The sequence below is a fragment of the Streptomyces achromogenes genome (genome assembly GCF_030816715.1).
GTDB lineage: Bacteria > Actinomycetota > Actinomycetes > Streptomycetales > Streptomycetaceae > Streptomyces > Streptomyces achromogenes_A.
The window spans coordinates 177,511-203,559 of sequence record NZ_JAUSYH010000001.1 but is presented as its reverse complement, the minus strand read 5'-3'; the positions used below and the strand labels follow the sequence as shown (position 1 = coordinate 203,559).

Genomic DNA, 26,049 nt, shown 5'->3' with positions numbered 1-26,049 from the left:
CTGATCCCGGAAGTGGTGGCGATGAGCAGCGAGGACGAGAACCCCGGCCGGCAAGCCCGGACGGAGGACACCGCCGAGCGACGACCGCACCGGATGCGGATCCCCGGGTTCGTGACCGGTGACGAAGAGGTGGGGCTGGGCGACGTCGTCAAGCGCGTGACGTACGCGGCGGGGATACGGCCCTGCGGCGGCTGTGAGCGACGGGCCGCCGCCCTGAACCAGTGGGTGGCGTTCTCGAGCCGACGCGGCCGCTGGTAGGTGACGACGGCTCACCGTATATCCCAGGAAGGCTTGAGGGAGGAGTCACCCATGGAGCCCGAACAGACCGGCGTGCCGGCCAGCCCGTCCGTGGACGAACCTGACGACGAACAGACGGGGATGGCGTCGGCCGGGGACACCTCGCTCATGCAGACCGCCTGTCACTGTTCCGAGACTCCACCGTCCGCCACGGACAAGGAGCAGGCGTGGGAGGACGCTCATGCGCGGACCGGCGCAGGCTCGGGCTATGTCTACGCGTTGGGGCAGATCCAGGTGCGGTTCCCCAGTCTCGGCGTGGAGAAGGAGTTCGCACAGGTCGTCGGGCGGGCCGAGCCACCGGATCTGACGGACGAAGAGGCGTTGCACCGTGTGTTGTCGGATCCGGACAATCGTTACCTGGTCAGGCAGTTGTGCTTCATCCTGACCGTTCAGGGGGTCGAGACCTACATCCTGCGCCCTCGCGACTCGGCGGGATACGACCTGTTGGTCGAGGCGGTCCGTCCCGTGAGCAGCCCCTGGGACCTCGACGTGGTGATCGGAAGGCGCGGGCCTGTCGCTCCGCCGGAGCTGTGCAACGGCCTGACCGTGCCGGTCGTCGTCTTCGAGCAGATCTACTCCTTCGACAGCGGCGAACTGATCAGGGCGGTCGAGCGCCCTGCCGAGATACCCGCCAAAGACTTCGAAACGGCGTCGAGGAAGCTACTGGAAAGGCTCCTGCAGATCGGCGACAACTCCGGAACCACGGATGAACACCGCGCAATCAACTACGCGGCCGTCCGGAACGAGAAGATCTATCAGGAGACGGTCAAGGAGCACGCGAGGGGATTCCGCCTGAGCGCTGTGGACGTCTGCCCCTCGCGGCTCAGCGGCAGTCGAAGAATTCTTGACATCGTGTTCTCCTACACCAGCCGCAAGACGGATGTGACGGAGAAGTCGTTCGTGCGGATCGATGTCACCGAGTTGTTCCCCTTCACGAGGACCAACTGGTCGCCGTACTACGACCGATGAGAGGGAGGTGGAGACGGGGGCGGACGGAAACGGCGGGGAATGCGGACAGGTGCGAAGGCCTGATACCGGGCTGACGCCGAAGGAGAGGCGATCATCATGAGGATTCCTGGCTTCACCGCCGAATCGGCGGTGTACGAGTCAAGGACAGCGGGAGGCGGCCGGGTGCCGCGTCCCGGGGCCGGACCGGACGGGGCCCGGATCGTCCCACAAGGACTCTGTGAAATTGAGCTCAGGCCGGTGTGCAGCTCAAGTTGCAAACGTTCCTCCGATCCGCGCCGCTGCGTTGCGCAATGCCTCGACGAGCTGTGCAGGCATGAGTACGACGGCTGGTAGGACGAATGGACCCGCTGGCTCTGGTCGGGCTCCAGCCCTTGATGGAGCGCACTCCCGGCCGGCCCGGAGTCGCCGTCGGACTGATCGACGGAAGGGTGGCACGGGATCATCCCGATCTGCGGGGTCATCCCGTGCGGGAGCTCCACCCGGCACCCCGGAGTGGATGCGGCGCGGACGACCGCTGCTGCGCTCACGGAACCTTCGTCGCCGGAATCCTCAGTGCGCGACGAGGGTCCGCGGCACCGGGCATCTGCCCGCACTGCACCCTGCTGTCGCGGCCCGTCTTCCCGTCCCGCCCGGCGACGTCCGGTAGCGCCCCGGAGAAGGGCTGCCTCTCCGGAGCGCGGGCCGATGAGCTGGCGGCGGCCGTCGTCGAGACCGTTGACGCGGGCGCCCGGGTGCTCAACCTCAGCCTCGCGCAGCCGGAGCCGTCCAGCACCCGGCACCGGGTGCTGGAGGAGGCCCTGGACCATGCCGCGAACAACGGAGTGATCGTCGTCGTCGCGGCGGGAAACCAGGGAACGCTCGGCACCTCGGTCATCACCCGCCATCCCTGGACGATTCCGGTGATCGCCTGCGACGGCGACGGGTGGCCGCTGAGCCTGTCCAACCTGGGCGCGGAGATCGGCAGACGCGGACTCAGTGCGCCGGGCAAGGACGTCATGAGCCTCGGCGTCGCCGAGAGGTCGCTGAGAATCACCGGCACCAGCGCGGCCGCGCCCTTCGTCACCGGTGCCATCGCGCTGCTGCTCTCACAGTTCCCGGCGGCACGGCCCGCCGCCGTGCGCTTCGCGGTCACACAGTCCGCCGCCGCCGGCCGGGGCCGGCGCGGTTCGGTGGCCCCACCGCTGCTGAACGCCTGGGCGGCGTACAACGCCCTGCGCCGGGAGAGCGGGTGACGCAAGGCGGTGGAGCTGAGACGTCGCTTCTGCGGCTCCCGCTTCTACGGCTCTGGCTGCTCCGGCCCAGGTGAGGGCTGAGCGGCCCGGGGGAAACCCAGCTGGCCGGAGAGGGCGGAGAGATCGCAGAGAGTGGAGCCGTCGGCGACGCAAGCCGGGTGCCCTGCTCGGCCGGCCCCCGTTCGTCACAGGGCTCAGGGCGTGGCTGTCGCGACCCCGTACAGGCGCCCGACACCCCGGTCGAAGCGGCGCAGGAGGAGGACCGCGGTGGTCGCGAGGCCGGCGAGCAGACCAAGCCAGATGCCGACGGTGTCCCAGCCGGTGGCGAAGCCGAGCAGTGCGGCGGCGGGCAGACCGACGAGCCAGTAGCCGACGAGGGTGACGCGGAAGCCGCCCTTGGTGTCGTCGAGCCCGCGCAGCAGTCCGACGCCGATGTTCTGGGCACAGTCGAAGAACTGCAGCACGGCGGCGACCAGGAGGAGCTTGGTCGCCAGGTCCGTCGCCGCCCGGTCCCCGGTGTCGAAGAAGGGGGCGAGGATCAGTCGGGGCATGGTCGTGTAGATCAGCGCCACGACGGCCATGACCGCGACCGCGTAGGCGAGCGCGGTGGTCTTCAGGCGTCGGGCGGCCGCCAGGTCGCGCAGTGCGAGTTCGCGGCTGACGCCGATGGAGGCGGCGTGCGAGAGGCCCACGGCGATCTGGAAGACAAGGTAGACGAGCTGGTTGACGGCGGTGTGCGCGGCCAGGGCGGCGGTGCCGAAGCTGCCGACGAGCAGGGCGACCACGGAGAAGAAGCCCGCCTCCGAGCCGTAGGTCGCGGCGATCGGCGTGCCCAGGCCGACCAGGCGGCGCAGGGTGGCCGGGCGGGTCTTCCAGACGTTCAGGGAAAGCAGCGGGGCGAGCCGGGGGTCGCGCCGGGCGGAGAGGTACAGCGCCAGGCAGGTCAGGGCGTACACCGAGGACGTGGCGAGCCCGATGCCGGGCAGCCCCAGCTTCGGGAAGAACCAGGTGCCGTGGATGAGTGCCCAGTTGAGACCGGCGTTGAGCGCGATCGAGGCGACGGTGATGCGCAGCAGTGCCTGCGGGCGGCGCATGCCGACGGTGAACTGCCGTATCGACTGGAACCACAGGCACGGGACGAGACCGGGGGCCATCAGATAGAGCACGGGCTTCGCGGCGTCGACGACGTCCGGGTCCTGGCCGAGCCGGACGACCGCGTGGCCGATGAGCACCATCAGGACGGCGCCCGCGATGCCTGCGAGGGTGGACAGCAGCAGACTCGCGCGGACGAGATCCCGGATGTCCTCCTCGGCGTCGGAGGCGCCGGACTCGGCGCGGGCCCCCGCGGCGGCGATCTGGTTGCCGACGGCGGTCACCAGGCCGACGCCCATGGTGCGCAACTGGTTGAAGATCACCATGGCGAGGCCGCCGGCTGCCAGTGCCTCGGTTCCGAGCAGGCCCATCATCACCGTGTCGGTGGTGGTCAGGGCCACCTGCGCGAGCTGGGTGAGGGCGAGAGGCACGGCGAGGGCGCCCAGGGCGCGGCCGTCGGCCAGCAGTCGGGCGAGGGAGGGCTGCATCAGATCTGTTCCTGCGACGTGTGCGGCGAACGGGCTTGCGGGGTGTCCTGCGATGTGGGGAGTCTGCGGAGTTTCGCCAGTGTCTCCTCGACCTCGCGCTCGGCCGTGGGAGACAGGAGGCCGCGGGCTGCCATCCAGTCGTCGTCGAAGACCGTGTCCATGTACTTCTCCCCGCCGTCGTTGATCAACGCGACCATAGTCGTGCCGGGCGGGAGCGAGGGGAGGCGGGTAAGGGCCTCGTGCACGACACCGCCGGCCGAGCCGCCGATCAGCAGCCCGGTGCGGCGGGCGACGACCCGGGCGGTGGCGAACGCCTCGACGTCGCCCACCTTCACACCCTCGTCCAGCAGGCTGTAGTCGACCATGGCGCCGATGGTGGCGCCCTCGGGTGTGCCGGTGCCGGACTGGTAGTAGTCGTGGGCGGGTCCGCCGAAGGCGATGGATCCCTTCGGTTCGACGCCGACGATCCGCACTGCGGGCACGGTCCGGCGCAGCGCGCCGCCGGTCCCGAACAGCCCGCCGCCGGTGCCGACGGCCCCGATCAGCACATCGACGCGTCCGTCGAGCGCGGCGTCGAGTTCGCGGGCGACCGGATGGTAGCCGACACCGTTGGCCAGGTTGTTGTGCTGCTCGGTGAAGTACGCGTTGTCGGTCTCGGCCGCCATCCGCTCCGCGAGCTCCTCGCGGGCGGCGGTGGCCAGTTCCTCGTCACCGTCCGCGGCCACGTACACCAGCTCGGCGCCGAGTGCCTTCATGGCGCGCAGCTTGTCCGCCGCCGCGTGGTGGTCGACGACGGCGGTGAAGGAGTAGCCGCGTTCGGCCGCGACGACCGCGAGGCCCAGGCCGGTGTTGCCGGAGGTGGATTCGATGATCCGACCGCCGGGGCGGAGCAGCCCGCGTTCCTCGGCGTCGAGAACCATCTGCCGGGCCATACGGATCTTGGCGGTGCCGGTCGGGTTGAACTGTTCCAGCTTCAGCAGAAGCCGGGCCTCGCCCTCGGTACGGCACAGCTCGAACAGTGGTGTGGCGCCGATGAGTTCGCAGACCTGGCGGACGACGGGCGGCCGGTGCAGGGGGTGGTCCATGACGGGCGTGTCCCTAGGGGTGGTGGCGGTCGAGGCGCCAGCGGGGGCGGGGGGAGCCGGGGGCCTGGTCGATCACGACCTTGGGCGGCAGCGGCAGGTCGTGGAACGGGGACTCGTTCGAGTCCATCTGGTAGCCCGCGGTGTTGGGGTAGACGAGCAGGTCGCCCACGACCGGCGGGCGGTGGAAGGGGATCTTGCGCCAGGTGAGCATGTCCGACTCCAGGCAGGTGGCGGCGCCCACGCATGCGGGATACGGCCCGCCGGTCCCTGCCTCCTCGCTCTCTTCGGCGGCCGGCACCAGCAGCGGTTCGGGCAGGAACTCGCTCGCGAACCACTGCTCGGACAGGCTCAGGCTGGTCCCGTCCACGGTGAGGAGGGTGTAGTCCCCGCGCTCCTTGACGCCCTGGACGCGGAAGACCGTACAGCCGGCCTGGTCCAGCAGCGCACGGCCCGGCTCTACCAGGAGGGTCACGTCGTTGTCGAGCAACAGGTGTGCCAGGGACTTCTGTTCGCCCGTCGGTGTGGTGGCGAGGACGGCCCGCAGGGCGTGAGCGCCGGCGACGGGGGAGTGGTAGGGATAGAAGGCGGAGAAGGTCTTGCCCGCGTGGTAGTGCTCGGAGGTCTGCCGCTGGGCGAAGCGCAGCCAGTCCTCCTTCGTGACGTAGTCGACCGCGAGGCCGCCGCCTATGCTGATCCGGTCGGCGCGCAGCCCATGCGCCCGGGCCGTGCGGCACAGCCGGATCAGCTCGGCGGCGAGATCGCCGCGCAGACGGGTGTCGTAGCCGGACAGATGGAAGCTGAAGCCTTCCATCAGGATGCCGTCGGCGACGGTGCAGCGATGCAGGGCGCTCTCCAACTCGTCCGCGTCCATGCCGAAGCGGCTGTGCGGCTGGGCGGGAGGCAGGCGGCGCAACAACACCCGTGCCGGGCGGTCGAGTTCAACAGCCAGAGCGTTGAGACGGTCCAGTTCGTCGAGGGCGTCCACGGCGATCAGGGCGTCGTGGAGCACGGAGATCCGCAGCAGGTGGTCCGCCTTGGCGGGTCCGGTGACCACGAGGTCGGCCCCGCGGACGCCGTGGGCGAGTGCCTCGCGCAGCTCGCCGTGGCTCGCCACGTCGATGCCGAGGCCATGCACGGCGGCCCGTTCGGCGAAGACGGCCGCCTTGTTGGCCTTCTTGGCGTAGTACACACGGCCCTTGACGCCCATGTCGGCGAACACCTCGTGGAATGCCGCCACGTTGGCGTCGAACCGGGCGGGGAACAACGCGTGGTAGGGGCCGTCCAGACCGTGACGCAGCTCGTGCAGCAGGGAGCCCGTCCGCAGCAGCTCCCGCGTCTCCTCGCCGAGGCGGGCCGGCAGGGAAGGAGGTGTCGTCGTCATCGCCACAGCGGTACCGCCGTGCCCAGGCCCTGGGTGAGGGCGAGTTGGGCGAAGCGGTGGCCGAGGGCGATGTCGGTGACGACCAGACCGCTGTTGTAGGCGAAGATCCGCTCTCCCGCGTCCGTACGGCCTTTCGCGCGTCCGGCGAGCACTTCGGGGAACTCGGCGTCCACCTCGCGCAGGCGACCGTCCGCGTCGGCCATGTCCACACCGGTGACGAGCATCTGTGCCGCGCTGGTGGCGATCACCCGGTCCGCCCGGTGCAGGGTCGAGGGGGCGATGCCGTAGCCGATGAGCACGGAGAGCGCCGCGGGTCTGAGCCACTCCGCGTCCACGGAAGCGGGCGTGTGGGGGCCGGCCGTGGCGAGCACGATGTCCGCGTCCTGCGCCGCTGTGCGCAGATCGGTCACCAGTTCCAGCTTCCGGTCGGGGAAGTAGGCGTGCAGTTGCTCGCGTACCGCCCGGATGCCGTCCGGATGCGTGCCGAAGAGCATCAGCCGTTCCAGATCCGGCAGCGTGGTCAACAGGAAGGGCAGCGCCAGTCGGCCCTGGGTACCGGTGCCGATGACCAGGGCGTTGCGGGCGCCGGGCACGGCAAGTTCGCGGGCCAGCAGCGCCGAGACCGCCGGGGTGCGCAGGGCGCCGACCCTGCCGCAGTCCAGCATCGCGACCGGCAGTCCGCTCTCGTCGTCGTACAGGGTCAGCGTCGTGTAGTAGTGCTGCATGTCGCGGTCCTCGTGCAGGCCGTGCTTGTACGACGTCTTGACCGCGACCACGCCCCGCTCACCGTCGCGGCCCAGCATCGCGTACGCCACCGAGTGGCCGTCCCGCGGTTTGACGGTGAGCTTGCGCGGGTTGTCCGACCTGCCGTCGGCCAGTGTGCGGTACGCCTGCTCGACGACGGAGACGACGTCGGACAGGGTGATGTCGATGCCGGCCACGTCGCTGGTGCTGAGGATGTGCAGGGTCGAGTCGTCGGACGCCATGGCGCTTCCCGTCTTCGCGATGTCGGAGTCGATGTCGGTCATGCGAACGCCTCGACGGCCGCCTGCCCGTAGCCGTGCTCGAACCGCTCGGCCGGCGGTCGGGTACGCCGGCCCCGCACACGCACCGAGGAGCGCTTCAGCCAGCGGTCCGTGCCGTCGTAGCGCGCCGTGAAGGGGACGCGTCCGTGCACGACGAGGTCGTTGTCGACCACCAGGACGTCTCCGGGTGTCAGGGCCACCGCCACGGAGACCCGTGAGAGCTCGGCCTCCAGGCGTCCGTATGCCGCGCGGTGTTCCTCCGACGCTCCGTCGAGGGGTGTGTAGGCGGGGTCGAAACGCAGGGTCGGGCCGTTGGGTGACTGCCACAACGTCGGTACGGGTGGTGGTGCGCCGTCGTAGCCCTGCGCCTCGGTGTAGGCGTCGTCGGGCAGCACCGGCAGAACCGGTCTGCTGAGCAACTCCTGTGCCTTCGCGTCCAGTTCGACCTCGCGGATGCTGGCGGCCGTGGTTGCCACGGCGTCCGGGTTGCGCAGGCAGCCGAGGACCAGCAGATGGGCGCGGCCCGGGTGGAAGGCGTCCTCGGTGTGCGGGCTGAGCAGCACACTGCTGCTGGCGCCGGTCTGCTCCTCCTCGTGTCCGGGAGAGGGGACGATGTTGTGCACGAACCGGCCGTCCTGTTGGCCCTCCCAGGCGATCGGCGTGCCCATCACTGTGGACAGCAGCAGCAGGACGACGTCGTACACGGCGCCCGCGTCCCCGGCGGTCGACCAGTGGCCCGGCGTGGGGCCGATGGCGCCGTCGTCGACCTCGAGACCGCGCAGGACGAACAGCCCGGCGGGGGTGTCCACAGGGCGGCAGGCGTGTCGGGTGGCCTCGCTCAACGAAGCGGCTACGAAAGGAACGCGAGTGAGAAGGCCAGGGTGAGTGGCCGAGCCGCCGAAGGCGTCGAGCAGGGCGCGGGCGGCGGTGCCGAGTTCCGTCACCGAGTCCTGGTCGAGATGGCGTACGGGGATGGCTCCCGTGGGCATGGGTGAACCGTCCGTTCCGGTGCGGTGGGGGGTGCGGGATCGGTCGTCGGACCTGTGGTCCGTACCGAGCGTCGTGGAGCGGTAACCGAACGGAAACTTAGCCAGTTCACAGAAATTAGGCAAGGGTGCCCTAAGTTGATCTAGGTCACCAGGACGTGTCCTTGCGTTCTGACGTCGCAATAGGATAGGCAAACCTAAGTAAGTGAACCGCCTGTGAAATCGAGGACGAAGTGGACCTGACGAGACGCCAACTGATGTGGGCCGGTGGCGCGTTCGCCGCCACGACCCTCCTCACCGCCTGTGGCGGCACTGACGCCGAGCCCGCCGGGTCGGCCTCCGGCGGCACGGCCACCCCCCGGCGCGGCGGCACCCTGCGGGTCGGGGCCCTGGGCCGGGCCGCGGCCATCACCCGCGACCCGCACGGCAGTCAGGCCAACGAGAGCGACTACCTCATCCTGAGCCTGATCTACGACACCCTCACCGTCCCCGGCGACAAGCCCAACACCGAACCGCGGCTCGCCGCGAGCTGGACGCCCTCCGCGGACCTCAGGACGTGGCGCTTCAAGCTCGCCAAGGGCGCGAAGTTCCACGACGGTTCGGCCCTCACCGCCGCCGATGTCGTCTACTCGCTGCGTCGTCTGCGAGGCACCCCGGCCGGCGCCTCACGGCTGCCCGGCATCCAGGCCAAGAACATCACCGCCGACGGTGACGACACCGTCGTCCTCGTCTCCGACTACGCCAACGCCGAACTGCCCCTGCTCACCCGCCTGACGACCTTCGTCGTCCCCGACGGCACCACCGACAAGGACATGGCGAAGGCCCCGGGCACCGGCCCGTTCAAGCTCGACTGGTTCCGCGGCGGAAACGCCCGGCTGGTCCGCAACGACGGCTGGTACGGCGGGAACGTGTACCTCGACGCCATCGAAGTCAAGATCTTCGAGAACCCGCAGGCTCTCGCCAACGCCCTGCTCGCCGGCCAGATCGACCTAGCCTCGAACGTCGGCGCCGTGGCCGCCCGGACCGCCAAGGGCCGCAGCGACATCCAGACCGTCCGCCGCCCCAACGACATGGCGATGCCCATCGTCATGCGCACCGCCGACGGCCCCTTCGCCGACCCCAAGGTCCGCGAGGCGCTGCGCCTGGCCGTCGACCGCAAGGCCATGGTCGACCAGGTCCTGTCCGGCTACGGCAGCGTCGCCAACGACGTCCTCGGCACCGGCGATCCCGCCTACGCCAAGAGCCTTCCTCAACGCACCCGTGACCTGGCGAAGGCGAGACAACTGCTCGGCGAGGTCGGCTTCGACACCTCCAGGACCTACGAACTGTTCACCACCGAGGACATCTCGGGCCTGGCCGAGGCCGCCACCCTCTTCGCCACCCAAGTCCGCGAGGCCGGCGTCAAGGTCAAGGTCGTCAAGCAGGAGTCGGCGACCTTCTGGGACAAGACCTGGCTCAAGGGCGACCTCTACAGCACCTACTGGGGCACCAACGACTCCGTCGTGTTCTTCGCCAGCAAGACCATGGTCTCCGGCAGCGCCACCAACGAAGCCGGCTGGAAGTCCACCGAGTTCGACGCCGCCTACCAGAAAGCCATCGGGACCGCAGACGCAGCCGAACGCATCAAGTTCCTGCAGCAGTTGCAGAAAATCGAGTACGACAGCTCCGGCTATCTCCTGTGGGGCATGGCCGACGGCATCGACCTCGCCAGGCCCGCCGTCCACGGACTGCCCACCCTGCCCGGCTACGGCCGGGTCCAGCTCGAGAAGACATGGCTGGCGAGTTGACCTCCATGACCACCGCACCGGCCGGCCCCGATCCCACGGCGGAGCGGGGCCGGTCGGCACGCCACGCCGTCCCCGCCGTGCTCCGCCGGGTCGGCGTGGTGCTCGTGAACAGGACCGCCCTGCTCTTCACCCTCCTCGCGCTCGTCTTCATCGGCGTCGAACTGCTGCCCGGGGACGCGGCCCACGCCACCTCCGAACGCGGCGAGAGCGCGGCCGACCTGGCACAGCGGCGCGCGCTGCTCGGCCTCGACAAGCCGGTCCTGGAACGCTTCTGGGACTGGATGTCCGGCCTGCCGACCGGCAACCTCGGCACCTCCGCACACGGCGAACGCGTCACCGACCTGATCTCCACCGCGTTCCCCAACACCCTGCTGCTCGGCGCAACGGCTCTGCTGCTCACCGCCGTCCTCTCGCTCGCTCTCGGCAGCTGGGCGGCGCTGCGACCCGGCCGGCGACTGGACCGGACCGTCACGGCAGCGTCCACGGCGGTCTTCGCCGTCCCCGAGTTCGTGGTCGCCGTCGCCCTCGTCCTCGTCCTGGCCCTGTGGACCGGCTGGCTGCCCGCCGTCACCCTCACCGGCGCGGACGGAACCCCTTCCTCCTGGACCATGCTGGTCCTGCCGGTCCTGGCCCTGACCGTGCCGCAGACCGGCTGGAACACCCGCATCGTGCGCGCCGCTCTCGCCGACGAGGCCCGCGCACCGCACGTGGAGACCGCGGTCCTGGACGGCCTGTCACCCCTGCGCGTCCTCACCCGGCACGTCCTGCCAGGTGCCATGCCGACCATCGCGACCGGCCTCGCCACGTCCTCCGGGGTGCTGCTGGGCGGCGCCGTCGTGGTGGAGACCATCTTCAACTACCCGGGCGTGGGCGCCGTGCTGGCGTCCGCCGTCGCCGACCGTGACACCCCGGTGATCGCCGGCGTCACGGCTCTCGCCGGCGCGGTCATCAGCTGTGTGCTGCTGTTGGCGGACCTGACCCGGGACGCCGTGACGGGAGAGCGCCGATGACCCCGCCCGCCGGGGAACCGGCGCGGAACAAGGACACCGCGGGTCTGGAACCGCCGGTCGGGGACACCTCGCACGAGCGCGCGACAGCCATGGTTGCCGCGGCGCCCCCGCGTGCCCGGATCGGCGTCATCCTGCTGCACAGCCTGCCGGCCCTGCTGCTGGTCTGCCTCGCCCTGGCCGGTCCCTGGCTCGCCCCGCACTCGGTGACCGACCCGGTCACCGCGCCCTTCGCCGAACCCGGCGCCGGCGCACCGCTCGGCGGCGACCAACTCGGCCGGGACGTGTGGAGCAGACTGCTGGCCGGTGGAGGCCAACTCGTCCTGTCCGCCCTGCTGATCGCCGTCGTCGTGACCGGTGCCGCCGCCGTGCTCGGTGCCGTCGCGGCCCTGCGCCCGAAGGTCGGCAAAGTCGTGGAGCGCGTCGCCGACGTGCTGATCCTGCTGCCGGCCGTGCTCGGCATCATGCTCGTCGCGCTGTCCTGGCCGGAAGGCGGACGGTTCGCGGTCGTCCTGGCCGCGGTCGTGCTGGGCGTCCCGTACGCGGTCCGCCTCGCGGCGAACGCGGCGGCGCCGGTGGCCGGCGCCGGCTACGTCGAGTCCGCCGCAGCGGGCGGCGAGCGGCTGTGGGTCCTCGTCGTGCGCGAGATCCTGCCGAACCTGCGCGCCACACTGCTCGCCCTGTTCGGACTGCGGTTCGTCGAGGCCGTGTACGTCGTCTCCACCGCCGGATTCCTCCAGGTGGGACCGCAACCGCCTGCCGCGGACTGGGCCTTGATGATTCGCGAGAACTCACCCGGCCTCCTGCTCAACCCATGGGCCGTGGTCGCTCCCAGCGCCGTCATCGGCCTGCTCGCCCTGAGCGTCAACCTCGCGGCGGGCGCCCTCGCCCCCCAGACCGGCCGGAAGGCGGTGACCGTACGGTGACCCACACCACCGACCGGAACCCCGAAACCCCCGCACCCGACACCGCCATCGCCGCGGTGAGGGTCACCGACCTCACTGTGGCCGCACCCGACGGCCGTCCGATGCTCCACGGTGCGTCCCTCACCCTGCGCCCCGGGCAGCTCGTCGCCCTGACCGGACCCTCCGGCACCGGGAAGACCACCCTGCTGCGTGCGGTCACCGCACTCCTTCCGCCAGGAACCACACGCGTCACCGGTCGCGTCGAGGTCCTGGGCCACGACGTGTTCGCGCTCCCCGAACGGGAGTTGCGCGCTCTGCGCCGCCACCACCTCGCCTACGTGGGCCAGGATCCCGGCTCCGGCCTCAACCCCCGGATGCGGGTCCGTGACCTCGTCGCCGAACTCTCACCCGACCGCAGCAGCCAGGCGGTGGCAAGCCTCCTCGCCGAGGTCCACCTTCCCGACGACGGCCGGCTCGCCGCACGGCGGCCCACGGCCCTCTCCGGCGGACAGCAGCGCCGCGTCGCCCTGGCCCGGGCTCTGGCCCGCCGACCCCGCGTGCTCCTCCTCGACGAGCCGACCGCCGGACTGCACCCGCAACTCCGCGACGAGATGGGCGATGTGCTCCGCCACCTCGCCCGGGAACACCAACTGGCCATCGGCCTGGCCTGTCACGACCACCACCTCGTCGAACGGATCGCGGACGACGTCGTAGAGCTCGGATCCCCCCTTCCCTCCGCGGGCCCGCGGAACGGGAAGCGCTCCGCCACCCGCGCACCGAGCACGGCCGAGGCCCCCCACCGCACGGCCGAACCCGTACTGGAGGCGCGCGACATCCAGGTGACCTTCGGCCGGCGCGGCACCGGCGCCGTGTCGGTCGACGGGGTCAGCCTGAGTGTCGCGCCGGGTGCCGCGGCGGGCATCGTCGGTGTCTCGGGCTCCGGAAAGACCACCCTCGTCCGCGCGATCGTCGGACTGCAGGCGGTGACCGGCGGCACGATCCTCCTCGACGGCACCCCGCTCGGCAGTGGCTTGCGCGGTCGTGACCGGGAACAGCGGCGCCGGATCCAACTCGTGACGCAGAACCCGCTCGGCGCGCTCAACCCGAGCCGCAGGATCGGGGCCGCGATCGGCCGGCCGATGCGCCTGCACCGTCGCCAGGCACCGCGCGACATTCCCGAGCGGGTGGCAGACCTTCTCGAACAGGTAGGTCTGCCGCCCGAATTCGTCGGCCGCTACCCGCACGAACTGTCCGGTGGACAGCGCCAGCGGGTCGCCATCGCCCGGGCCCTGGCTGCCGAACCCGACGTCCTGATCTGCGACGAGATCACGTCCGCGCTGGATCCCGGCACCGCTGAGTCGATCATGGACCTGCTGGCCGGCCTGCGCGAGCGGCACGGAACGGCCCTCGTCCTCATCAGCCACGACCTGCCCCTCGTCGCCGACCGCACGGACACCGTCACCGTGCTGGAGGCCGGACGGGTCGCGGAGTCCGGCTCCACCGCCGAGGTCTTCGCCGCACCGCGGCATGCGGCGACGCGCCAGTTGCTCGGCAGGCAAGCGCCTGCGACGACGCCCTGAACCGAGGTGTCGCGGACCCCGGGACAACGCAGCCCGCGTCACCGCGGCGCGAGCCGAGTTCGGACGTCGGGGGCCGTGCCGACTACGCGTTGGGCCTGGCCGGAGTCTCCCCGGGTTTCGCGAGGAGGGTGGAGAAGGCGCGTTCCGCGGTGCCGAGGACGGCATCCTCGCCGCGTTCGCCGACGCGGAACCGCACCCGGCGGCGCCGCCGGACGGCCGACCCGACCCCGTAACGGGATCAGGCCGCGATGAGCTCCTGCTCGCGGACAGGCGTCTTGACCTTGGGCTTCTTGTTCGGCAGCGAGAGCCGGAAGACCTTGTGCCACGCGGAGAACACCTGCTTGGGCAGCGGCCCGCTGACGTACTCCAGCTCGTACTTCTCGAACAACGCGCGCACCTTCACCGCGACCTCGGCGTACCGGTTGCTCGGCAGGTCCGGGAACAGGTGGTGCTCGATCTGGTGCGACAGGTTGCCGGTCATGAAGTGCATGGCCTTGCTGCCGCTGATGTTCGCCGAGCCCATCATCTGGCGCAGGTACCACTGGCCGCGCGTCTCGCCCTTGATCGACCGGCGCTCGAAGACCTGCACTCCCTCGGGGAAGTGCCCGCACATGATCACCGAGTGGGACCAGACGTTGCGGACCAGGTTCGCCGTGAACGTGGCGGCGAGCGTGGTGAGGAACGACGGGCCCGACAGCAGCGGGTGGATCACGTAGTCCTTGAGCACCTGCTTGCGGATCTTGCGGCCCACGGCCTTGGCCCGCGCGCGGAACTCCGGGTTCTTGCGGCGGCGCTTGTGCAGGTTCTTGCCGAGCTCCAGGTCGTACGCTGCGATGCCGTACTCGAAGAAGCAGGCGTTGATGAAGTTCCACAGCGGCTGGCCGAGGTGGAACGGGTGCCACTTCTGGTCCTCGTCGACGCGCATGATGCCGTAGCCGAGGTCGTTGTCCTTGCCGATCACGTTGGTGTACGTGTGGTGCAGCTCGTTGTGCGAGTGCTTCCACTGGTCCGCCGGCGAGACGTGATCCCATTCCCAGGTGGTGGAGTGGATCTTCGGGTCCCGCATCCAGTCCCACTGGCCGTGCAGGATGTTGTGGCCGATCTCCATGTTGTCCATGATCTTCGCCACGGACAGACCGGCGGTGCCGATCAGCCACGCGGGCGGGAAGATCGAGAACAGCAGCACACCCCGGCTGACCAGCTCGAGCTTGCGCTGCGCCGAGATGACCTTGCGGATGTAGGCGGCGTCCTTCTCGCCACGGTCGGCGATCACCTCGTCGCGGATCGCGTCCAGCTCGCGGCCGAGCTCCTCGATCTGCTCCGCGGTCAGGTGGGCGGTGGGGTCGATGGCGGTCAAGGTGGTCCTACCGTTCGATGTCGCAGGGGCCCGCCGCGGCGGACACGCAGGTCTGGATGAGGACGCCCGGCTCGGCCTCGGTGATCTCGCCGGTGCGCAGGTCGCGGACGGCGCCCGCCTTGAGCGGCGTGACGCAGCCGAAGCAGATGCCCATGCGGCACCCGGACGGCATGAGCACGCCGGCTTTCTCGCCGACGTCCAGCAACGGCGTGGCGCCGTCCGCGTCGACGGTCGTGCCGGTGGTGCTGAACGTGACCTCGCCACCGCCACCGTCCTCGGTGACGACGACGCCGGGGCGGAAGCGTTCGGTGTGCAGGCGCTCCGGGACGCCGTGCTCGGCCCAGTGCTTCTCGGCGGCGTCGAGCAGGCCCGCGGGTCCGCAGGCCCAGGTCTCGCGCTCGGCCCAGTCGGGCACGAGTTCGTCGAGACGGGCGATGTCGAGCATGCCGTCCGTGTCGGTGTGCAGCTCGATGAGACGCAGCTTCCCGTCCGCGACCAGGTCGTGCAGATCGTTGCGGAAGATCACGTCCTGCGGCTGTGGCGCGGAGTGGACCATGACGACGTCGTCGAACTCGGTGTCGCGCAGCATGCCCATCACCGGTGTGATGCCGCTGCCGGCCGTCAGGTAGAGCACCTTGGCGGGCTTGACCTCAGGCAGCACGAAGTCACCGGTCGCCTGGTCGAGCTGGATCAGCGTGCCTGGTCGCGCCCTGCGGACCAGGTGGTTGCTGACCTTGCCGTCCGGGATCGCCTTGACGGTGATCGTGACGCGGCCGTCCCGGCGGTCCGTCGGCGAGGTGATGGAGTAGGCGCGCCACAGGCGCACCCCGTCGACGTCGACCCCGATCCGCACGTACTGGCCGGCTGTGTGGCCGCGCCAGCCCCGTCCCGGCCTGATCACGATGGTCGCGGCGTCACCCGTCTCGGGGTGCACGGCCTCGATGCGCCCACGCAGGTCGGCGCCCGCACGCAGCGGGCTGACCAGGTCGAGGTAGTCCGACGGCAGCAGCGGCGTCGTGACCATCTCCAGCAGTTTCCACGCCCTGCCGCGGAGGGCTGTACTCGTCATGACTCCAGCTTGCTGTGCCTCAAGGCGTAAAGTCCTGACCGCAGGACGTAAATCTGGTCGGCAGAATTGTTCGCAGGGAACAAAACATGAGCCATGTAATCCGGAGGGCCAGCGAACTGGCCCTGGATGAGACGACGGTCACCGCACTCCGGGCCGCGCTGAGGACCACGGCCGACGAGGTCGTCCAGGCGATCATCGACGAGGTCCCTCCCTACGCCAACGCCCTGTCGGGCCACATGGGCGCCACCATCCGCCGAGCCGTGCGCACCGCCCTGGGGCACTACCTGGACGTCGCGAGCGGGAACGCCACAGGCGGCGACGCCGGTGACGCGGCCTACGAGCTGGGCCGCGGCGAGGTGCGCGACGGCCGTTCGATGGACGCCCTGCTCAGCGCCTACCGCGTCGGCGCCCGCGTGGCCTGGCGATGCCTGGCAGCGGGTGCCGTACCCGCAGGTCTGCCCGCCGCCGAGGTCGCCAAGTTCGCCGAGCTGACCTTCGCCTACATCGACGAGCTCTCCGCCGCGAGCGCCGCGGGCCACGCCGACGAACTGGCCGCGCGGGGCAGAGACCACGAGCGCCACCTGGAACACCTGGCCCGCGACCTCCTCGCCGGCGCGAGCCCGGACGTGCTGCTGGCCTCTGTTCAACGGGCCGGGTGGCAGCCTCCGGTTTCACTGACCGCGGTCCTGCTGCCCGCCGCCCAGGCCCGGCCCGCCTACCGCGCGCTCGACCCGAGCACCCTCGTCCTCGACGATCTGCCGGATGCCACCGGGGTGCTGCTCGTCCCCGACGCCGACCGATCACATCTCCTGCGGCAGCTGACCGACCGCACCGCCGTGGTCGGCCCGGCCCGGCCGTGGACCCGTGCGTCCGCCTCGTACGCACGGGCCGTACGCGCGCGCGCCCTCTCCTCCGACATTCGCGACACCGAGGATCACCTGCCCGAGCTGGTGCTGAGCGCCGACGTGGACGCGTTCGCAGACCTGCGTGCCCGAGCCCTCGCACCGTTGCGGACCCTGCCCGCAGCCACCGCAGGGCGGCTGGAGGAGACATTGCGGGCGTGGCTGCTGCACCAGGGCAGGAGGGACGAGGTGGCGGCGGCGTTGTTCGTCCATCCCCAGACGGTCCGGTACCGGATGTCGCAGCTGCGGGAGCTCTTTCCGGATCTCGCAACGCCGCACCGGGTCCTTGAACTGACGCTGGCGGTCGGTCTTCGGGGCAGCTGACGCGTACGTCGACCGTCCACGACCGCGTCCGTGTCCGCGAGCATTTCAGGAATCGTGCTCCGTTCCCGGTGCCACCGTCTGGCTCATGCGGCCCCGGAAAGTGCGGCATGGCCGACTTTCGGGTTGCGTTTGGTGGTCACATCGTGTGACCCCCGCGGTACGCCACTCGCCACCTGCGCAAGGCCGGTCCGACGGCCATGCGCCTGGCTCGCAACCCGCCGCCGCGGCGGGCCATCAGGAGCCGACCGCCGCGCAGGGCGTGAGGCCGGCCCTCTCCTCCGGGGCGGCGAACCACTGACGGCCGCATGGTCGTCGCCGCCGGGGGCGACGACACGACCGTGTGGACGTGGGACGCGGCTACGGAGCGGCAGACCGGCTCCCGCCCGTTCTCCGCCCGGGCCGGCGGACTGGCGATGGCCCCCGGACGGACGGCTGCTGGTCGGCTTCGACACGGACTCGCGGTCGTGGCCCATGGCTGACCGCCCGCTCCGATGCGCCGCCCGGGCGGCGGGTGCACGACGGACCCTCGGCCCGCCGTCGGCGGGGCGGCGGTGTCGTCACCAGCCGATCGGGAGGCCGGCGACGAACGAGGCGAGCCGGTCGGCGACGAGCCGGTCGTCGTGCGCCGAGTAGTGCCAGTGGCAGCCCGTGAAATCGAGTCCGGAGTCGTCGAGGAACCAGTAGCGCACCCGGCTGTCCCCGGCGTCGGTACGCGTCTTGACGACCTGCTGGACATGGCCGGCGAACGATCCGGCTCCGACGGCCACGATGGTCGTCGCGGCTCCGTACCGCGTCCGCAGCTTCTGGAGGAAGTCGCCGTACGCCGTGCGGTAGGCGGCCGCGAGGCTGTCGGGCGTCCACGGCTCACCGGGGTTGACGGCCGTCGAGAAGTCGTTGGTCCCCAGGTTGACCACGACGAGCCGGGGGCGCCACGTGCCGGGGTTCTGCCAGACGTCCCCGGGCACGTTCAGCAGGGCACGGTCGTAGAAGGTCCGGTAGGTGACATCCGGCGAGCCGCCGTTGTAGTTGCGCACCATGCCGAGGCCGGAGTAGGCGTTGAGCTGGTAGTCGGCCCCCAGTCGGCGGGCGGTGAGGGCGCCGTAGCTCACGTCGGCGTCGGTGGTCCTCCTGACCTGGTCCCCCGTGCAGTCGCGGGAGGCTGAGAGGTTGCCGTATCCGACGGTGAGGGAGTCGCCGATGAACTCGATCTGGCGGTCGCGGGCCGCCGGCCTGCTCAGCACGGCGCCGCCCGGCGCGGCGACGAAGCCCTTGAAGGCGCTGGTGTCCCAGGGGGTGTCGTTGCGCTTGACGAGCCGGACGGTGTGCGTGCGATCCCGCAGGCCCTTGACCCAGTACGTGGTCCGGCCGGGCGTGACGAGCGTGGCGACCGTGGCGCCGTCGACCTGGACGTCGTAGTCGGCAGCCGAGTCGTCGAGCACGACGCCCACGCCGGTGCCCCGGAAACGGCCCTCGAAGTACACGCCGGGCCAGCTGTACTGCACCGTGCTCCCCGCGTCCTTGACCCGTCCCGCGGTGTGCACCTGCGCCAGCACGCCCTTCGCGCGGGCCGCCCGCCCGCCGTCCTGGTCGGCCGGTCCCTGCGGCGTGCGGGTGTCGACGGGCGTCGCACGCGCGGCGCCCGCGGTGCCCACACCGCTCAGGAGCGCCGCCAGGAGGGCGGTCAGACCGGCGAACACCGCCGTCCGCCCGTGGTGCGTCCGCCGGGTTCCGTGGGCCGTGCGCAGCGCGGTCATCCCTGGTGTCTCCTTCGCTGAGTCGCCGTCCGGGTCCGCGATGCCGAACGCCGGTCGGCGGGTGGAGGATTCGTTGCGCACGGTAACCAAGTGCATCGTGACCGTCAACGGGCGAAATGAGACGCCGCCGTTCCCGCCAGGCTTCTCCCGTCTTCGGCCCGGAACCGACACATCCCGTGCCTGATCATCCGGCACCGCCGATGAAGCGCACCTCCGGATACCGGGGTGACGGTCCTTCGAGGATCGGGGCGCGATGCCCGCGCAGGTGAAGGTCGAAGTAGGCGAGCAGGAAGCGCCGCTGGACGTCGACGGCGCGTGTCGCGTCGAGCGGGCCTATGAACTCGGCCAGCTGTTCGTCGGTCGCGCCGAGTCGTGCGGCGACCTGCGGCATGAACGTCTCGTAGTCGGTGTACGAGAAGTGCCGGGTACCGGTCAGCCGGAGACGGCGGCGCCAGCCTCGCAGCCGGGGCCAGATCTCGGGCCAGCTCGCTTTGTTGTCCGCGTCCTCGCTCATCAGGAGGAACGGCTTGCGCAGCCCCTTGGCCACCACCGGACCGAAGAGGCTGCCGTCGAGATTCGCGCCAGCCACGATCGGTACCCCTGCCGCCATCGCCGACGCCGCGGTCGCACCACCCAGGGAGTGGCCGAACATGGCGGTTGTGGACAGGTCGAGGATGTCGCCGAGTCCGTGCGGGAGCGGGTCGCGGCGGCCCCGAACACGTCGCCACAGCTCCTCCAGTACGAAACGGGTGTCGGCCACCCGCACGTCAACCGCCTTGAGGATCACCGGGTCGTCGTCCTCCGCCGTGAAAGGAGGCATCGCGTACCTCTCTACCCGGCCACCGGGGAACTCGACCTGCCCGGCGTCATAAGTGTGGTCGATGGTGACCACGATGTAACCGTGGCTGACCAGTTCCTCGACCAGCGCCGTGCTGGAGCCGCGGTGCTGGCCGTGTCCATGGGAGTAGAGGATCACCGGGAGTCGGCCCCCGCGAGTGTCGGGTACCGCGCCGATACGGGCGTGCGTGTCCGGCAGTGTGGCGTACTCGGGGAGGAGATACCCCGTCTGCTGGAAGACCTCGGCAGCCTGTCCTGTCATCCACGGCGCCCTGGGCTGGCCGGTGGACGCACGTGCGGGGTACCAGAGTTGAACCATCAGCTCCCGCGCCGGCAGGGTGGCGACCCAGGGGTCCCGGCGGCTGCGATCGCTGAGATGCAGCGCCGCGGTGCCCAGGGCATGAGGCCCGCCCGGCGGCGGAAGGACGAGCCGTACGGCCTTCTGAAAAGCAATCGGGGCTCGGCCGGACGACGCGGCGCCGGCGGGGGTTCCACGGGCGGTGGTCGGAGCAAGTCCCGCGGCGAGCGTGGTGCCCGTGATCACCATGCGTCTCCTGCTCATTCCGCTGGTCCTGCCGGTGCTGCTCGGTGAGGAGGATGAGGTCGGACGCGGCATGGCGATCTCCTTCGCAGGTCGTTACGCGCGGTGCCCAGGCAGGTTCACACCTACGGAAAGGCTATGAACCGCGCTGCGGGCGAACTACTGCCGTTCCTCATCGCTTTCACTGACATTTGTCACGCAGTCGACGTCGGTGTGGTCCTCTTCCTGCCCGCGGTAGCGGCGATGTCGGCGGTGACGTGGCGCGCCGTGGGGGTGAAGCCGGCTTGGTGGCAGGCTTGCAGGACGGCCTGTCCGCGCACTGTGGTCGGCGGCGGCACCGCGAGGCTGTGCGTTGCCAGTTCCCGAAGGGTGACGGGCCGCCCGTCGGTTCGGTCGGCAGCGGTGACGACGAGCAGCGGATCCTCGAGAAGCGCGCACAGCTCGATACGGCGGGGTGGGGCATCGGGTAGGTGGTGATAGCGCTGTCCCAGCACCACATCAACCGTGCCGAGCGTGAGTTCCCTCAGGTGCGCCTGGTCGGTGACGAGACAGGTCAGGGCGAGCTGGGGGTGGTCCGACCCCAGCCCGGTCCGTGCGGGGGCCACGATCCGGGCGACGGTCGACGGCAACGCGGCGAGGGTGGCGGTGGTGCCGACCATGCCCTTGACCGCCGCGACGGCGCTCTCGGCTTCCTGCACGGCGTCGAGGATCCGGTCGGCGTGCCGGAGAAGCATCCGGCCCGACTCCGTCAGGGCCACCGTTCGCCCGTCGGGGCGCAGCAGATCCACTCCTGCCGACGCCGACGCGCTGCCCCTGTCCGCGGGCTGGCGTGCGCAGCCCTGCCCCGCCGGCGACCCGGTCGGAGCGGCCATGCAGCGCGTACACGTGCTGTGGGAACCCCGTGGTGCCTGCCATCTGGCGGCGGTGTGCCAGAGCGGACTGAGTGCCAGAGAGGCGATGATCATCAACCTGGGTGTCGAAGAGGCGGCGCACCACGGCTGGCCGAAGCCCCGTCCCGTCGCCGTACCCCTGATCCCCGATGGAGGCATGCCGAGCGCCTCACCGACGAGCTGCATGCGTCGCTCTACGTCACACTGACGCACCGGCAACGTACCGAATTCGCCCAGCTCGTCGGCGCGCTGACCGCCTCCCCGTCTCTGTGACCGGACGTCACCACCAATACGAGCGCGAAGCCTGACACTTGCGCGACGAAGCCCCCCGTGCTGCGCGAAGTGCAGCGGTAGGTGTCGCGCCGCACCGGCTTCTACAGCGCACTGGAGCCGGCCCAGGTCACCGCGGACGTATGGCGTGGTCGGGCCGCTGACATACCCATTGCGATCCCACCACAGAACTCTTTGATTCGGATCTTGCATGATGATCGGCATGAACACGGAAACATGCGACCCGGGCGAGTTGGCCGCCCTCGGCGAGATCTTCGCGTCCCGTCCCGAGGCCGCGCCGCCGGCCGGTTGGGAGGCGGTGCAATCCTTCGAGGCGGAGCACGGCATCGTGCTGCCGGAGCCGTACCGCACGTTCGTGGCGGAGATCTGCGACGGGCTGCGCGCCGGACCGCCCTATTACGGTCTGCTGCCCCTCGCGCAAACACCCCCGGACTGGGGCTCGGATCGCGCCGAGCGCCGGCTCGCCGAGCCCTTTCCGCTCACGGCGGCATGGCTGTGGGAGGACGACGAAGAGGCACTGTCGGAGCAGGAGTTCGAGGCCCGGACGGACGCCGTGTTCGACCACGGCTCACTGCTGCTGGGCACCGACGGCTGCGGCATGTACTGGCACCTGATCGTCACCGGTCCGCAGCGCGGTCACGTCTGGCAGATCGCCGGTGAGGGCGCGATACCCTTCGGCCCCCAGTCACCCGACGCCCTGATGCCCGGCATTCCCGGCTTCACGGGCTGGGCGACCCACTGGGCCCAGGGCCGCCCGTGGTTCGGGGATGCCTAGGGAGGCGATCCGAGAGAGGCGGCCCAGCCGTTGCCCTCAGATCGATCGTCCGATCGCTGGTCCATGTGTGTAGGTTGACTGACGCCCGGTGGGCGAGGACCGTGCCGCTGCTGGCGGACGGGGGGCGCGGACATCCCATCAGGAAGGACCTGAGAGCCGGCAGGGCCCCCCTTCGGACCCGCGGAACGCCTTTCAGCGCAGACGACGCCCGGCCGGAGAGGTGCGGGGAGGTTCGTCACTGCGTGTCACTGCGAGCCTGTGGCCACCAGGGTCGCGGTGATGGGTTCGAGCTCGGTGATCAGTTCGTCGAGTTCGGCGGGGGACAGGGCGTCGTAGGGCGGGGCGGCGAGTTCGTCGGTGGACGTTTCGATGCGCTGTTTGGCCGCGCGGCCGGCGTCGGTGAAGTGGCCGTCGGTGTCGATGAGTCCGCGTTCGCGCATGCCGTCCATGACCGCGGCCAGGCGCTCTTTCGGCAGGTGATGGATGCGTCCGAAAGACTCTGGGGGGTGGATGCCCTGTTCCAGAGCAGAGAGCACGTGGGCCTCCGTGCCGCCGATACGCGCGCCGACGAGGGCGGCGATGTGCCCGTCGCCGCGGTGCTCGCGCAGCATGGTCGCGGAATGCCACAGTCGGGCGACGGGGTCGCTGGGTACCTCGAGGGTGCGCATGCCGGCGTACATCACCCGGCCTTCGGTGGGGGCGCTCGTAGCGGCCTTGGTGGTCAGGTCTGCGGCACGCACCAGGCCCGGGGAGTCGGCCAGCTCGTCGCCGAGAATGCGCCGTAGGGAGGCCGTGCTGCCCCGCTCCCGCGCGGCGACGGAGGCCTCGGGCGGGATCGTCGCCCAGGCGCTGGGGATGTGCCGGGCGGCTTCCCCGTCGGCGAAGTTGTAGAAGGCCGCGTGCACGACTTGGGCCGGTACCCGTCCCAGTGGTGCGGCGCGGCTGGCGAAATAGCCGTCCCAGTAGGTGCGGTGGCCGAGTGCGGTCAGTTCCTGGTTGCACTCGTCGGCGAAGTAGGTGACCAGGCAGATCGGCTCAAGGAGCTCGAACATGCGACGGGCGATGTGAGTCATCGGTTTCTCCCTTTGTCAGGTGTGCCGACTTGGACCATCCGGCAGACCGAAACTCATCGGCGACCGAAGCGAAACAGCGCGGATGGGCTGGCGTCCGTGCGGCTGTGCAGGCGAGAGCGGGTTCTGGTCCGATTTGAGCGTCAGGTGCTCAAGGGCAACGAGGGTGCGTCGGCTCGAGGAGCCCGGCTTCGCAACCCGAGTTGCCAAGGCCTGTTCTCGTGTCTTCGGCCAGCTGCGATCACCCGGTCGAGACGCCCGTTGGACGCACACCCCGCAAGACCAGCTCTCGGCAATCCGGGCTCGTGCGGCGTCACAGCATCTCGAAGTCCTCGTACTCGAAGCCGGGAGCGACAATGCAGGACACCAGGACCGGCTGGTCACCCGCTGGTTGTGCGGTCTGCCAGACCCCGGCGGGCACGAGGAACTGCGGCTGCTGCCCGCTCTCGATGTCCGGCCCCATGGAAGCGATGGCAGCCTCCTGCGGAGCGGCTCCGTTTCCGCCGAGCCGAAGTGTCAGCGGGCCGCCCCGGTGCCACAGCCACAGTTCGTCCGAACGCACCCGGTGCCAACGGGACACCTCACCGGGGTGCAGGAGGAAGTAGATGCCGGTCGCGAAGGGGCGGGGCCCCGTGTACCCGTCCGGAACCGCTGTTGGGCCGGTCCGCCAGGTCTGCCGAAACCACCCGCCTTCGACGTGCGGCTCCAGCCCCAGATGACTGACCAGCTCGGAGATCTCATTCATCGGGTCTCTCCTTCGTGGATACCCCTGCCTTCAGGCAGGGAGGAAACGAAGCTCCTGCGGAGCACGGCAGGGAAAGCCGGTTCGCAGCCAGAGCGGACCGGCGTCCACTGACCACCGACCGACAGCCCGTCGCCCGCAGGGTAGTTGATACGGTGTGAGGCGTGACGCAGCAGGTCAAGCGGGCTGCTGAAGAACGGCAGGCTCGCGCGCGCCGTCTCGGACGCGGGCCTGGACGGACCTGCGCTCCATGCTGGAGTACAAGTGCGCCTGGTACGGGCGCGAACTCGTCGTGATCGACCGGTGGTTCCCCAGCTCGAAGCTGTGCGGGGCCTGCGGTACGGTCGCGGCGAAGACGCCGCTGAACGTCCGCGAGTGGACGTGCGAGGACTGCGGCGTCGTGCATGACCGCGACGTGAACGCGGCACGCAACATCCTGGCCGCCGGGCTGGCGGCGTCTGCCTGTGGAGACGGTGTAAGACCTCAACGGGAGTCCTCCCGGACGGGGCGGTCGTCGGTGAAGCAGGAACCCCAGCGGGCGACCGCTGGAATCCCCCGCCTTTAGGCGGGGGAGGAAGTCAAGGACAGCCATGATGCTCGTAGAGATCGGTATCTGCGCCGTCATCCCCGAACTGCTCCGGACTTGTATGCGCAGCAGGTCTGCCCGATCAGTAGACGCACGGTCCTCAACGGTCGGCTCGCCGATCGGCTGACGCCGCAAGTCATGCGCTCTCGCAGACAAGGCGACTTGCATCAGCCTGCGGGGTGGGCCAAACAGTCGCGCTCAAGCTCCTCCGAAGAGCGGTCACGGTTTGTTGTCTCACAGTGGATCAAGCAGCTTCTCCCACATGATGGATAGCGTGCCGACTGCTCATCGGTCAGCAGGCGCATGCGCCCGCTCGTGGTCACCGAGGCCGGTAGGCGGTGGCCAGCACGGAGACGGTGACCCGACGGGAGGAGCCGATCAGCTGACCGCTCTTCCTGTCGATCACCGCGAGAGCGCCCCCGGAGGCCAGCGCATCACGGAAGAAGCGAGTGAACTCCTCCCTGAGGTGGCGGTCAGGGGCTGGATGCTGCTCCCAGACGAGCGGATCGGAGGCGACTGCGTACAGGTCATCGCAGTCCTCCTCACTCAGCGGCCTGACGTTCACGAGCGCGCCGCTCAGGCAAGGCTGGAGGTCGAAGACCATGGGCCGAGGCTATCGAAGCGGCGAGGGCGGGGTGCTGCATGCGGGTCCTGCCGAGATCGTCTGTTATCACGCGGCCTGGCGCGTGGCCCGCGCCCGTGAGATCGCCACGGCTGGAGGCCTGCCGGGCTTCGGCTGCGTCCAGCAGCGCCACATCTACCTGCGACCGCGCCCGGGAGTCGAGTACGGTGCGAACCCGCACATCACTGGCCGACGTTGCGAAGGAACTGGGTGCGACGCGGAACCAGGTGGTACTCGCCTGGCCACTGCGCGGCAAACCGCCGGTGCTACTGGCGCTCGGCGTCAGCTCGGTGAGCCAACTCGACGGGTGCCTCGGCGCGCTGGACCTGGAGCGGGACGACGAGCTGCGGCACCGCCTCGACAACGCCTGATCGACTCGGGCGACGCCGACACTGCAACGCCGACACTGCAACGCCGACATTGCGGCTACGGCACCGTGACCATGCCCCTGTGAT

24 protein-coding genes and 1 pseudogene are annotated in these 26,049 nt (G+C 70.3%); 12 read left to right on the top strand and 13 right to left on the bottom strand.

Annotation, left to right across the window (positions count from 1 at the left end; translation table 11 throughout):
* Nucleotides 1-21: 21 nt before the first annotated feature.
* From QF032_RS00965 to QF032_RS00955, 3 genes are all read left to right on the top strand, one after another.
* Nucleotides 22-258: a hypothetical protein gene (locus tag QF032_RS00965; protein ID WP_307039113.1), complete on the top strand. Its 237-nt coding sequence runs from the start codon at nucleotides 22-24 to the stop codon at nucleotides 256-258.
* On the top strand, nucleotides 259-1,266 hold the full coding sequence (locus tag QF032_RS00960) for a cyanobactin maturation protease PatG family protein (protein WP_307054414.1): 1,008 nt from the start codon (nucleotides 259-261) through the stop codon (nucleotides 1,264-1,266). It begins immediately after the preceding gene.
* 338 nt (nucleotides 1,267-1,604) lie between these two features.
* Nucleotides 1,605-2,498 carry a S8 family peptidase gene (locus QF032_RS00955; RefSeq protein ID WP_307054412.1) on the top strand — a complete coding sequence of 298 codons (894 nt, stop codon included), beginning with the start codon at nucleotides 1,605-1,607 and terminating at the stop codon, nucleotides 2,496-2,498.
* A gap of 194 nt (nucleotides 2,499-2,692) precedes the next feature.
* Here the strand turns inward: QF032_RS00955 and QF032_RS00950 are convergent, their stop codons facing one another.
* Genes QF032_RS00950 through QF032_RS00930 form a run of 5 tightly spaced genes read right to left on the bottom strand, consistent with a single transcriptional unit; the run spans nucleotide 2,693 to nucleotide 8,558 of the window.
* Complete coding sequence (locus QF032_RS00950; protein WP_307054410.1) at nucleotides 2,693-4,078, bottom strand: MATE family efflux transporter; 1,386 nt, start codon at nucleotides 4,076-4,078, stop codon at nucleotides 2,693-2,695.
* Nucleotides 4,078-5,163 carry a cysteine synthase family protein gene (locus QF032_RS00945; RefSeq protein ID WP_307039106.1) on the bottom strand — a complete coding sequence of 362 codons (1,086 nt, stop codon included), beginning with the start codon at nucleotides 5,161-5,163 and terminating at the stop codon, nucleotides 4,078-4,080. The genes QF032_RS00950 and QF032_RS00945 overlap by 1 nt, the downstream gene beginning before the upstream one ends.
* Nucleotides 5,164-5,176: 13 nt before the next feature.
* The gene (locus QF032_RS00940) at nucleotides 5,177-6,544 is read right to left on the bottom strand and encodes an alanine racemase (RefSeq protein WP_307054409.1); all 1,368 of its coding nucleotides are present in this window, start codon (nucleotides 6,542-6,544) and stop codon (nucleotides 5,177-5,179) included.
* Nucleotides 6,541-7,572: an ornithine cyclodeaminase family protein gene (locus tag QF032_RS00935; RefSeq protein WP_307039102.1), complete on the bottom strand. Its 1,032-nt coding sequence runs from the start codon at nucleotides 7,570-7,572 to the stop codon at nucleotides 6,541-6,543. Before QF032_RS00935 ends, QF032_RS00940 begins: the two co-directional genes overlap by 4 nt.
* Nucleotides 7,569-8,558 carry a TauD/TfdA family dioxygenase gene (locus QF032_RS00930; protein WP_307039100.1) on the bottom strand — a complete coding sequence of 330 codons (990 nt, stop codon included), beginning with the start codon at nucleotides 8,556-8,558 and terminating at the stop codon, nucleotides 7,569-7,571. Before QF032_RS00930 ends, QF032_RS00935 begins: the two co-directional genes overlap by 4 nt.
* A gap of 230 nt (nucleotides 8,559-8,788) precedes the next feature.
* Here QF032_RS00930 and QF032_RS00925 point away from each other — a divergent pair, with 230 nt between their 5' ends.
* From QF032_RS00925 to QF032_RS00910, 4 genes are all read left to right on the top strand, one after another.
* Nucleotides 8,789-10,342, top strand: a complete 1,554-nt coding sequence (locus tag QF032_RS00925; protein ID WP_307039098.1) for an ABC transporter substrate-binding protein — start codon at nucleotides 8,789-8,791, stop codon at nucleotides 10,340-10,342.
* On the top strand, nucleotides 10,327-11,352 hold the full coding sequence (locus QF032_RS00920; RefSeq protein WP_307039096.1) for an ABC transporter permease: 1,026 nt from the start codon (nucleotides 10,327-10,329) through the stop codon (nucleotides 11,350-11,352). The genes QF032_RS00925 and QF032_RS00920 overlap by 16 nt, the downstream gene beginning before the upstream one ends.
* Before the next feature lie 89 nt (nucleotides 11,353-11,441).
* Complete coding sequence (locus QF032_RS00915) at nucleotides 11,442-12,275, top strand: ABC transporter permease (RefSeq protein ID WP_307060129.1); 834 nt, start codon at nucleotides 11,442-11,444, stop codon at nucleotides 12,273-12,275.
* Nucleotides 12,272-13,834 carry an ABC transporter ATP-binding protein gene (locus QF032_RS00910; RefSeq protein WP_307054405.1) on the top strand — a complete coding sequence of 521 codons (1,563 nt, stop codon included), beginning with the start codon at nucleotides 12,272-12,274 and terminating at the stop codon, nucleotides 13,832-13,834. The genes QF032_RS00915 and QF032_RS00910 overlap by 4 nt, the downstream gene beginning before the upstream one ends.
* Before the next feature lie 238 nt (nucleotides 13,835-14,072).
* Here QF032_RS00910 and QF032_RS00905 read toward each other — a convergent pair whose 3' ends face one another.
* Together QF032_RS00905 and QF032_RS00900 are read right to left on the bottom strand one after the other, a co-directional pair.
* Nucleotides 14,073-15,191 carry a fatty acid desaturase family protein gene (locus tag QF032_RS00905; RefSeq protein WP_307039092.1) on the bottom strand — a complete coding sequence of 373 codons (1,119 nt, stop codon included), beginning with the start codon at nucleotides 15,189-15,191 and terminating at the stop codon, nucleotides 14,073-14,075.
* Nucleotides 15,192-15,198: 7 nt separating this feature from the next.
* Nucleotides 15,199-16,260, bottom strand: a complete 1,062-nt coding sequence (locus QF032_RS00900; RefSeq protein WP_307054403.1) for a ferredoxin reductase — start codon at nucleotides 16,258-16,260, stop codon at nucleotides 15,199-15,201.
* Nucleotides 16,261-16,346: 86 nt separating this feature from the next.
* Between QF032_RS00900 and QF032_RS00895 the strand changes: the two genes are divergently transcribed.
* Entirely contained in the window at nucleotides 16,347-17,486 is a 1,140-nt protein-coding gene (locus tag QF032_RS00895; protein WP_307054401.1) for a PucR family transcriptional regulator, read from the top strand.
* A gap of 557 nt (nucleotides 17,487-18,043) precedes the next feature.
* On the opposite strand, the gene QF032_RS00890 is transcribed toward QF032_RS00895, so the two are convergent.
* The 3 genes from QF032_RS00890 to QF032_RS00880 all read right to left on the bottom strand — a co-directional run bounded on the left by QF032_RS00890 (nucleotide 18,044) and on the right by QF032_RS00880 (nucleotide 21,277).
* Nucleotides 18,044-19,240 carry an SGNH/GDSL hydrolase family protein gene (locus QF032_RS00890; RefSeq protein WP_307039084.1) on the bottom strand — a complete coding sequence of 399 codons (1,197 nt, stop codon included), beginning with the start codon at nucleotides 19,238-19,240 and terminating at the stop codon, nucleotides 18,044-18,046.
* A 184-nt stretch (nucleotides 19,241-19,424) separates the two neighbouring features.
* A complete protein-coding gene (locus QF032_RS00885; protein WP_307054400.1) occupies nucleotides 19,425-20,639 on the bottom strand; it encodes an alpha/beta hydrolase in 1,215 nt (404 codons plus the stop codon).
* Nucleotides 20,640-20,812: 173 nt separating this feature from the next.
* Entirely contained in the window at nucleotides 20,813-21,277 is a 465-nt protein-coding gene (locus QF032_RS00880; RefSeq protein ID WP_373430457.1) for a LysR substrate-binding domain-containing protein, read from the bottom strand.
* Here QF032_RS00880 and QF032_RS40535 point away from each other — a divergent pair.
* Complete coding sequence (locus QF032_RS40535) at nucleotides 21,276-21,716, top strand: helix-turn-helix domain-containing protein (RefSeq protein ID WP_373430271.1); 441 nt, start codon at nucleotides 21,276-21,278, stop codon at nucleotides 21,714-21,716. The two genes, QF032_RS00880 and QF032_RS40535, sit on opposite strands and share 2 nt — an antisense overlap.
* A 273-nt stretch (nucleotides 21,717-21,989) precedes the next feature.
* Complete coding sequence (locus QF032_RS00875; RefSeq protein ID WP_307054395.1) at nucleotides 21,990-22,574, top strand: SMI1/KNR4 family protein; 585 nt, start codon at nucleotides 21,990-21,992, stop codon at nucleotides 22,572-22,574.
* 245 nt (nucleotides 22,575-22,819) lie between these two features.
* Here the strand turns inward: QF032_RS00875 and QF032_RS00870 are convergent, their stop codons facing one another.
* On the bottom strand, nucleotides 22,820-23,647 hold the full coding sequence (locus QF032_RS00870) for an SCO6745 family protein (protein ID WP_307054393.1): 828 nt from the start codon (nucleotides 23,645-23,647) through the stop codon (nucleotides 22,820-22,822).
* A gap of 310 nt (nucleotides 23,648-23,957) precedes the next feature.
* On the bottom strand, nucleotides 23,958-24,389 hold the full coding sequence (locus QF032_RS00865; protein WP_307039078.1) for a cupin domain-containing protein: 432 nt from the start codon (nucleotides 24,387-24,389) through the stop codon (nucleotides 23,958-23,960).
* Between the two features lie 183 nt (nucleotides 24,390-24,572).
* Here QF032_RS00865 and QF032_RS00860 point away from each other — a divergent pair.
* Nucleotides 24,573-24,951, top strand: a pseudogene (locus QF032_RS00860) (RNA-guided endonuclease TnpB family protein); the annotation flags it as partial.
* A gap of 340 nt (nucleotides 24,952-25,291) precedes the next feature.
* On the opposite strand, the gene QF032_RS00855 reads toward QF032_RS00860, so the two are convergent.
* Entirely contained in the window at nucleotides 25,292-25,576 is a 285-nt protein-coding gene (locus tag QF032_RS00855) for a GNAT family N-acetyltransferase (RefSeq protein WP_307054391.1), read from the bottom strand.
* A gap of 185 nt (nucleotides 25,577-25,761) precedes the next feature.
* Between QF032_RS00855 and QF032_RS00850 the strand changes: the two genes are divergently transcribed.
* Nucleotides 25,762-25,965, top strand: coding sequence for a hypothetical protein (locus QF032_RS00850; RefSeq protein WP_307039072.1), 204 nt, complete (start codon nucleotides 25,762-25,764; stop codon nucleotides 25,963-25,965).
* Nucleotides 25,966-26,049 lie beyond the last annotated feature (84 nt).

What these genes read in the sequence shown, in the direction of transcription:
- QF032_RS00945 (WP_307039106.1), bottom strand. Translation starts at nt 5,163, where the DNA reads ATGGACCACCCCCTGCACCGGCCGCCCGTCGTCCGCCAGGTCTGCGAA.
- QF032_RS00935 (WP_307039102.1), bottom strand. Translation starts at nt 7,572, where the DNA reads ATGACCGACATCGACTCCGACATCGCGAAGACGGGAAGCGCCATGGCG.
- QF032_RS00875 (WP_307054395.1), top strand. Translation starts at nt 21,990, where the DNA reads ATGATGATCGGCATGAACACGGAAACATGCGACCCGGGCGAGTTGGCC.
- QF032_RS00920 (WP_307039096.1), top strand. Translation starts at nt 10,327, where the DNA reads ATGGCTGGCGAGTTGACCTCCATGACCACCGCACCGGCCGGCCCCGAT.
- QF032_RS00930 (WP_307039100.1), bottom strand. Translation starts at nt 8,558, where the DNA reads ATGCCCACGGGAGCCATCCCCGTACGCCATCTCGACCAGGACTCGGTG.
- QF032_RS00895 (WP_307054401.1), top strand. Translation starts at nt 16,347, where the DNA reads ATGAGCCATGTAATCCGGAGGGCCAGCGAACTGGCCCTGGATGAGACG.
- QF032_RS00885 (WP_307054400.1), bottom strand. Translation starts at nt 20,639, where the DNA reads ATGAGCAGGAGACGCATGGTGATCACGGGCACCACGCTCGCCGCGGGA.
- QF032_RS00900 (WP_307054403.1), bottom strand. Translation starts at nt 16,260, where the DNA reads ATGACGAGTACAGCCCTCCGCGGCAGGGCGTGGAAACTGCTGGAGATG.
- QF032_RS00890 (WP_307039084.1), bottom strand. Translation starts at nt 19,240, where the DNA reads ATGACCGCGCTGCGCACGGCCCACGGAACCCGGCGGACGCACCACGGG.
- QF032_RS00880 (WP_373430457.1), bottom strand. Translation starts at nt 21,277, where the DNA reads ATGGTCGGCACCACCGCCACCCTCGCCGCGTTGCCGTCGACCGTCGCC.
- QF032_RS00870 (WP_307054393.1), bottom strand. Translation starts at nt 23,647, where the DNA reads ATGACTCACATCGCCCGTCGCATGTTCGAGCTCCTTGAGCCGATCTGC.
- QF032_RS00950 (WP_307054410.1), bottom strand. Translation starts at nt 4,078, where the DNA reads ATGCAGCCCTCCCTCGCCCGACTGCTGGCCGACGGCCGCGCCCTGGGC.
- QF032_RS00915 (WP_307060129.1), top strand. Translation starts at nt 11,442, where the DNA reads ATGGTTGCCGCGGCGCCCCCGCGTGCCCGGATCGGCGTCATCCTGCTG.
- QF032_RS00940 (WP_307054409.1), bottom strand. Translation starts at nt 6,544, where the DNA reads ATGACGACGACACCTCCTTCCCTGCCGGCCCGCCTCGGCGAGGAGACG.
- QF032_RS00865 (WP_307039078.1), bottom strand. Translation starts at nt 24,389, where the DNA reads ATGAATGAGATCTCCGAGCTGGTCAGTCATCTGGGGCTGGAGCCGCAC.
- QF032_RS40535 (WP_373430271.1), top strand. Translation starts at nt 21,276, where the DNA reads ATGCCCTTGACCGCCGCGACGGCGCTCTCGGCTTCCTGCACGGCGTCG.
- QF032_RS00965 (WP_307039113.1), top strand. Translation starts at nt 22, where the DNA reads ATGAGCAGCGAGGACGAGAACCCCGGCCGGCAAGCCCGGACGGAGGAC.
- QF032_RS00955 (WP_307054412.1), top strand. Translation starts at nt 1,605, where the DNA reads ATGGACCCGCTGGCTCTGGTCGGGCTCCAGCCCTTGATGGAGCGCACT.
- QF032_RS00855 (WP_307054391.1), bottom strand. Translation starts at nt 25,576, where the DNA reads ATGGTCTTCGACCTCCAGCCTTGCCTGAGCGGCGCGCTCGTGAACGTC.